This is a genomic window from Timonella senegalensis JC301, from assembly GCF_000312125.1.
Lineage (GTDB): Bacteria > Actinomycetota > Actinomycetes > Actinomycetales > Cellulomonadaceae > Timonella > Timonella senegalensis.
The window spans coordinates 440,910-448,243 of the sequence record NZ_HE978643.1; the positions used below are offsets into that span (position 1 = coordinate 440,910).

The window sequence follows — 7,334 nt, forward strand, 5'->3', positions numbered from 1 at the left end:
GGTCATGCGCCCCGACGTGTGGGGCGTTGCTTTGGATTCTCTGCTTGAAGGCACGCAGGGAACCTGTGGCCGCACCGCGCGTTGTTCTCGTGGTGCCCACCCCCTCAGGAGACACCTTCACGCAGCGCGTGGCCGAGGATCTCGCCCAAGCTGACCACCTCATCTTTGCCTGCGGACGCTACGAGGGAATCGACTCCCGCGTGGCCGCCCACTACCGCGAGACCGGGGTGGAGGTCCGCGAGATGTCGATTGGCGACTACGTACTCAACGGGGGAGAAGTCGCATCGATTGTCATGATCGAGGCGATCGCCCGACTCCTGCCCGGGGTTATCGGTAACCCCGAATCCCTCGTGGAAGAGTCTCACGGTGCCGCCGGCCTGCTCGAGTACCCCGTCTACACGCGGCCCAATGACTGGCAGGGCAAGGAAGTGCCCGAGGTGCTCCTGTCCGGCCACCACGCCAAAATCGCACGGTGGCGCCGAGACCAGGCGTTCGCCAAGACGATCGCCCGACGCCCCGACATGATCGAGGCCATGCCCCCGGAGAACCTCAACAAGGCGGACCGGGCGCTGCTCCAGGAAGCAGGCTGGCGGCGTCAAAGTGACGGTCGCTACCTGCGCCCAACCGAGCCGCCAACCCAAGGCTAGGCGCGCCGGGAGCTAGCCCAATCGTCGAAAATCAGGGCCGCAACCACCGCGAACACGTGACGCGAGTAACGCGGCTAGGCGAGCGTCCGCGATAGCGGACCTCCGCCCCCGTGTGCGAAAATAGATACTTGGTGTGTGTCCATGAGGTCTGCCATAGGGGATCTTGCGGGACGTAAGCGCATCACAAATCCGATGTTCGAATCGGGACCCGTCCAACTAGGACAGGGCCCCTTAGTTCGTTCCTGACCTGTGGCAGGACGAGGAGAAATGAAATGCAGAAGCTGGATTTCGTAACCGAGGGCGCGCTCGTAGAGCGTCCAGCCTTCCGTGCCGGCGACACCCTCAAGGTGAACGTCAAGGTTATTGAAGGCAACCGCTCCCGTGTCCAGGCATTCCAGGGCGTGTGCATCGCTCGCGTTGGTGGCGGAATCGGTGAGACCTTCACCGTTCGCAAGGTTTCCTTCGGCGTAGGCGTCGAGCGTACCTTCCCACTTCACGCTCCAACCATCGAGTCGATCGAGGTCATCACCCGTGGTGACGTTCGTCGTGCGAAGCTTTACTACCTGCGCAAACTGCACGGTAAGAAGGCCAAGATCAAGGAAAAGCGCGAGAACACCTCCAAGTGATCTCACTGGCGTGACGGGTACCTGTTACCCGAATCGTTGACAGCAAGAGGCGGCCCGCGAAAGCAGCCGCCTCTTGCTGTATGGTTCGACGGTGGCCAACTTGGAATGTTGGGTGAAGATTCCACCAATTTCCGCATGACGAATCAAACGAAGTGGCAGGCTTACTTAGGTGACTGCATACCAGCCCGGGACAGACGAACCCGAAGAAGTGGCCCCGAAGAAGGGGTCGTTCCTGAGAGAAACCGCCATCATCGTGGTCAGCGCTCTCGTCCTCTCCTGGCTCATCAAGACTTTCCTCGTGCAAGCCTTCTACATCCCCTCGGGATCGATGGAGGACACGCTCAAGGAGAGCGATCGCATCCTCGTATCCAAGATGGTTCCAGACGTCTTTGATATCCACCGCGGCGACATCGTCGTGTTCAAGGACCCGGGCGGTTGGCTCAGCGCAATGCCGGTGGAAGACACCAAGGGCCAAGCATTCGTACGTGACGTTCTGACGTTCATCGGCGTGCTCCCGCAGGACGCTGGATCGCACCTGGTTAAGCGAGTCATTGGGCTTCCCGGAGACACGGTGGCCTGCTGCACGACCGATGGAAAAGTCACCGTCAACGGTGAGGCCATCGATGAAACCCTGTACCTGAAGCCTGGCGTTGAACCCTCCGTGGTGGAGTTCGAGCAGGTCGTGCCTGAAGGCTCGCTGTGGGTCATGGGCGACAACCGGATCGACTCCGGCGACTCGCGATACAACATGGGCGGCCCCGGCGGAGGGTTCGTCCCGATTGATAACGTGGTGGGCACCGCCTTTGTGAAGATGTGGCCGCTGGACCGCGCTGAATGGCTCAAGAACCCCTCCGAGGTGTTCCGTAAGGTGCCGGAGCCCCAGGACTAAACCCTGCACGTCCGCGCACCCCACGAGTAACACACCCGAAAGTTGAAGCACCCGCATCATGAATGAAGACGTCGCAGGAAACTACCTCTTTGCTGTGACCCCAACGCAGGAAGACACTGCACGGGCGCTCGTAGTCAAACACCACGAGGCGCTGCTCAAGCGCAAGGCACAGCCTGGCGCTGCAAAACAGCGCGTCTACGCCGATCTCACGCACGAGCGCTCCCTTATTGAACGAGGCTCGCGCCTCGTTGCGGGTATGGACGAGGTGGGACGCGGAGCCCTTGCGGGCCCCGTGGTTGTAGGAGTCTGCGTGGTTGGTGCCGACACCGTCGACCCGCCCATTGGCCTCACCGACTCCAAAGAGATCTCCCCAGACATGAGGGACGCATACGTCCCACTTATCCAAGGCTGGTCCACCGACTACGCTGTGGGCTCTGCCTCACCTCAAGAGATCGACGAACACGGGATCATCGGTGCACTTCGGCTCGCCGGCCAGCGCGCGATTGCCTCTGTCGAGTCCCGGCTTGGGCCGATCGACACGGTCCTGCTCGACGGTTCGCACGATTGGCTGACGGAACCTGAAACCGACCTGTTCTCGCTCCTCGAAGAAACCCCGGATGTGGCCGTCGAGGGATACACGCAACCCAAGGTCGTCACAAGGGTGAAGGCTGACTTGGCATGCGCGGCAGTTTCTGGCGCGTCCGTGATTGCGAAGGTCGCGCGAGACCGCCTCATGAGTGAACTCGATACCTCGTTCCCTCAGTATGGGTGGGTTACCAACAAGGGATACGGATCGTCCGGGCATGCCCAGGCGCTTCGCGACATCGGCACTACAATTCACCACAGACTAAGTTGGCATCTCCCCGGCGCGGGTGAGACTGCTGGTGACGGCGAATAGGAGAAGATAACACCGTGAGTGCAGACGACCTCGAAAACTATGAAACTGACCTCGAACTCGCCCTCTACCGCGAGTACCGAGACGTAGTACAGCTCTTCTCCTACGTGGTAGAAACTGAGCGCCGCTTCTACCTTGCCAACAAGGTTGACCTCCAAGTGCGATCCGCAGCGGGTGAGGTCTACTTTGAAGTGCACCTCCAAGACGCCTGGGTGTGGGATGTGTACCGTACCAAGAGATTTGTGAAGTCCGTGCGCGTGGTGACGTTCAAGGACGTCAACGTGGAGGAACTGACCAGGAACGAGCTAGAAATCTAGCTTGTTCGGCTAGGCGAGTAGCGGAGCGCCACGGGTGTTGTGTGGAGGCCAGACTGCGGGGGCGCGCGGGGTGTTCTGCGGCGCACCGTGATCCACATGTGTTGCCACAGTTCCCTCATCCACGGATCCGCACTGTCGTCCGCCGAACGGGGTGTTTTTCGCTCACGCTAGTGGGATGAACCAGACGAGCGTCTCCGCACCTCGCGCGCCGAAAACGCGCCCCCCAGCCAACAATCCGCACCCTCAGGCGAAACCTGCAAGCTCCGAACCGACACATCCCGCACAGCGCGGCCCCCAAGGAAATGAGCCAGTCCGCTCCGTCCAGTTGCGAAACAGGCAAGACGTAGGCGTGTTCGGCGAACTCCTTGCGGCGCGTGCCCTCGAAATGGGCGGCTATGTCATCCTCGAGAGGAACTGGCGCGGGAAGGGCGACCTGCGCGGCGAACTCGACATCATCGCCCAGCACGGCGACACTGTGTGCTTTGTTGAAGTCAAGACACGCACCACGGCGCTGCTTTCCAGCCCTGCCGAGGCCGTTACCGAGAAGAAACTTGCCGCGCTGAGCAGGCTTGCGGGCGCATGGCTTTCCAACCGAGATTCGTACACACCTTTTGTACGCATTGACGTGGTCACGGTCCGCGTTGATCTAGAGCCGGACACCCGCATCCTGCGCGGCGCCGTGGTGAGCCACCTCGAGGACGTAACCTCATGGCGTTAGGGCGGGCAAGTGGCATCGCCCTCGTGGGACTGCGAGGGCATGTAGTCAACGTTGAGGCGCACATGAGTGCGGGGCTGCCGGGCTTCACCCTGATAGGCCTGCCGGACACGTCCCTTTCAGAGGCGCGCGATCGAGTGCGCGCGGCAATCACCTCATGTGGGATCGAGTTCCCTGCCCGCAAGATCACCGTCAATCTAGCGCCCGCGGCTCTCCCGAAATCCGGATCCGGGTTTGATGTGTCGATCGCGGTCAGTGTGCTTGGGGCCTGCGGCGCCATCGAACAAGACCACGTGAAGACCACAGCTTTTGTGGGGGAGGTAGGTCTAGACGGTAGGGTCCATGCCGTTCGCGGTGTCCTGCCGGCGGTGCACGCCGCCAAGCTCGCAGGGTACTCCCGGATTGTGGTTCCAGCCGAGAATCTTGGAGAGGCCTCACTCATCACTGGTGTGGACGTGCAGGGCGTCTGGCACCTCGGCGATGTCGTGCGAGGCCTAGGTGGCGATGTATCCGTGGAGTGTGAAGACCCCAGAAGGGCGGTCACGGATGCGCACCACGGCGATGGCACGCGGGAACTACACGCGGCGCAGACTGCCAGCCGGCCTGCCGGTCAGCCTGCCGCTCGGGCCATCGATATGTCTGAGGTCCTCGGGCAGGAGTCGGCAAAGCACGCGCTTGAAATAGCAGCCGCAGGGGGTCACAACCTCCTGCTCATCGGGCCTCCTGGCACTGGCAAGACAATGCTCGCGCAGCGGTTACCTACGATCCTCCCGGAGCTTAGTCACGACCAGGCGCTCGAGAGCGCTTCAATACACTCCCTTTCGGGAACCTTTGACGCTACCTCGGGGCTGCGCCTCGATCCGCCGTTCGAGGCGCCGCATCACACCGCAACACCTGTTGCAATCATTGGAGGCGGAAGTGGAGTACTCAGACCCGGCGCGATCTCGCGCGCTCACCACGGTGTGCTGTTCCTCGACGAGGCCCCAGAGTTTTCAACCCGAGTACTTCAGACCCTGCGCCAACCAATCGAGAGTGGCGAGGTCGTGGTGCAGCGGGCTTCGGGCGCTGCGACCTTCCCTGCAGACTTCCAGTTGGTGGTCGCCGCCAACCCGTGTCCGTGTGGAAACTCCTATGGCAACGGGGCGGGTTGTGTGTGCACTTCGATTCAGCGGAGGCGCTATATCCACAGGCTCTCGGGCCCGCTCCTCGACCGCATAGACCTCCAGGTTCAGGTCCTCCCTGTCTCACCCGGCAAACTGGGTGATCCGCCAGAATCCTCTGCGAAGATTCGTGCTCGTGTTCAGGATGCGAGGCGGATTGCCCAAGAGCGGTACGCAGGCACTGGCTGGACCACGAACGCGCAGGCGTCCGGATCATGGCTACGAGCCTGGCTTGGCCGAAGCCATCCCGCCTTGAAGGAACTCAATGCGCTCACTGAACGCGGAGCGATCACGATGCGTGGGGCGGACAGAGTGCTCCGCGTTGCTGCCACAACGTGCGACCTCGAACAGGGCACCACGCTCACCGTGGAGTCAGTCATGTCCGCGCTTTCCTTGCGTACAAGGGTAGGTGAATGAAAATGATTGACCAGGTACTCGGCGCAATCGGTTGGGCCTGCGTCACCGAGCCCGGCGATGTAGTGGCTGGCGAAATAGTGTGGGAGCTTGGGGCCGAAGCCGCGTGGCAGTGGCTGACCGTTGACACGCTCATGCCGGTTGGGGCGACAGAGAGTGATGAACGAGTTCGCGTGCTGTTTGCCGGACGGGAAGCACTGCTCGACCGACGCTTGGCACGGTGGCGCTCGCGACTTCCCGATGTCAACGTTGAGGCTCAGGCCCGATCCGCGCATGCGCTAGGTGCCTGGGTGCTCACGCCGAACGACCCGAACTGGCCCCTACTCCTCAATGATCTTGAGTTTGCGAGGCCCCATTGCCTGTGGGTGCGTGGAGACTCCGCCTTGCCGGTGAGTGCCCGCGCTGGAGTGTCGATTATTGGCTCCAGGGAGATGTCGAACTACGGCGAGCACGTGACCTCCCAGCTAGTTGCTGGGCTCGCAACGTATGGAACACCCGTGGTGTCGGGAGGTGCGTTTGGAGTAGATGCGAGCGCTCACAGGGCGGCACTCGCCTATGAGTTGCCTACTCTTGCAGTACTTGCTGGGGGAGTGGATCGCCTCTATCCATCGGGAAATGCAGGTCTGCAACGCGCGATCCTCGCAGCAGGCGGAGCAATAGTTTCGGAGATGCCACCAGGAGCATTGCCCATGCGGTCTCGCTTCCTCCAGAGAAACCGCTTGATTGCTGCCCTCACACCCGTGACCTTGGTGGTTGAGGCTGCGTGGCGTTCCGGCTCACTCTCAACTGCGCACCACGCACTTGAACTGTCGCGGCAGGTGGGCGCAGTTCCCGGGCCCGTCACGTCAACCCTTTCCTCGGGCTGCCATCGGCTCCTGCGCGAAACCCCAGCCACTCTGATCACGTCCTCCAGCGACATTGTGGAGCTGGTAGGCATAGAGCTCCAGCCTGATCTAGGAAGGGGTGGTGTCGAAAGCGCCAAGAATAGCGCCGGCCCTGTCACGACCGCGGCGGCGGATCCTGTTGCAGCCGCAGCAAGCCCAACGGCTGCACACGTAACCCCGACCAACCCAACCTACCCAGGTATTAAGATGCCGCCGACTCGCGGCAGGACCCCCGCCCACACCGCAGTGCTCGACGGACTTAGCCTGCGAAAAGCACGAAGCGTCGATGAGATCGCAAGGGCCTGCGGCCTGTTAGCGCAAGAGGTTCTACCAATCCTTGGAGAATTGGAGATCAGCGGTGCAATAGTCCATGACGGAATGGGGTGGAAGCGCCTACATGGGTAGTTGACACGCCGATAGAAAAAACGCGGAAAAGAATTGTTGCGCAGTTTCTTTGGCTACCAGGAGAGCAAAATCGGCCTACTTGGCCGCGTTGGCGGCCTTTTCCGAGGTCAGACCGTTCTCCGCGTTGCGACATGGGGACAACCACCCGGGTGAACTTAACTTATACTCGTCGATAGGCTGGTATGGATCTCCGCACGTCACGTACGAGATTTCGAGTCTGGTTGGGGCAAAGCAGCCGCCGTCCAGATATTCATGACAGTTTTCAACGGAACAGTGCGAGATTGGAAAGGGGGAGAAGCGCGCATGCACCCGGTTATCGCCGAGTTCAACCAATACGTTTCAGTACGTCGCGGTTTGTCAGAGCAGACTGTTCGCGCCTACA

The 7,334-nt window shown here is 61.3% G+C and carries 8 protein-coding genes; all 8 read left to right on the forward strand.

The window, feature by feature from the left end:
* The first annotated feature begins 65 nt into the window (after positions 1 to 65).
* The 8 genes from trmD (at position 66) to dprA (ending at position 6,952) form a co-directional block, all read left to right on the forward strand.
* On the forward strand, positions 66 to 647 hold the full coding sequence (gene trmD, locus HGSM_RS09925; RefSeq protein WP_051009791.1) for a tRNA (guanine(37)-N(1))-methyltransferase: 582 nt from the start codon (positions 66 to 68) through the stop codon (positions 645 to 647).
* A 272-nt stretch (positions 648 to 919) separates the two neighbouring features.
* Positions 920 to 1,273 (forward strand): 50S ribosomal protein L19, encoded by a 354-nt coding sequence (rplS, locus tag HGSM_RS09930; protein ID WP_019148605.1) that lies wholly within the window; start codon positions 920 to 922, stop codon positions 1,271 to 1,273.
* A 169-nt stretch (positions 1,274 to 1,442) separates the two neighbouring features.
* Positions 1,443 to 2,162: a signal peptidase I gene (lepB, locus tag HGSM_RS09935; protein ID WP_019148606.1), complete on the forward strand. Its 720-nt coding sequence runs from the start codon at positions 1,443 to 1,445 to the stop codon at positions 2,160 to 2,162.
* Positions 2,163 to 2,220: 58 nt separating this feature from the next.
* Positions 2,221 to 3,060: a ribonuclease HII gene (locus tag HGSM_RS09940; protein WP_019148607.1), complete on the forward strand. Its 840-nt coding sequence runs from the start codon at positions 2,221 to 2,223 to the stop codon at positions 3,058 to 3,060.
* Positions 3,061 to 3,074: 14 nt separating this feature from the next.
* Entirely contained in the window at positions 3,075 to 3,374 is a 300-nt protein-coding gene (locus HGSM_RS09945) for a DUF2469 domain-containing protein (RefSeq protein WP_019148608.1), read from the forward strand.
* Between the two features lie 325 nt (positions 3,375 to 3,699).
* Positions 3,700 to 4,092 (forward strand): YraN family protein, encoded by a 393-nt coding sequence (locus HGSM_RS14145; protein WP_019148609.1) that lies wholly within the window; start codon positions 3,700 to 3,702, stop codon positions 4,090 to 4,092.
* On the forward strand, positions 4,083 to 5,666 hold the full coding sequence (locus HGSM_RS09955; RefSeq protein WP_040594934.1) for a YifB family Mg chelatase-like AAA ATPase: 1,584 nt from the start codon (positions 4,083 to 4,085) through the stop codon (positions 5,664 to 5,666). The genes HGSM_RS14145 and HGSM_RS09955 overlap by 10 nt, the downstream gene beginning before the upstream one ends.
* Before the next feature lie 2 nt (positions 5,667 to 5,668).
* Positions 5,669 to 6,952, forward strand: coding sequence for a DNA-processing protein DprA (gene dprA, locus HGSM_RS09960; protein ID WP_019148611.1), 1,284 nt, complete (start codon positions 5,669 to 5,671; stop codon positions 6,950 to 6,952).
* Positions 6,953 to 7,334: the final 382 nt, after the last annotated feature.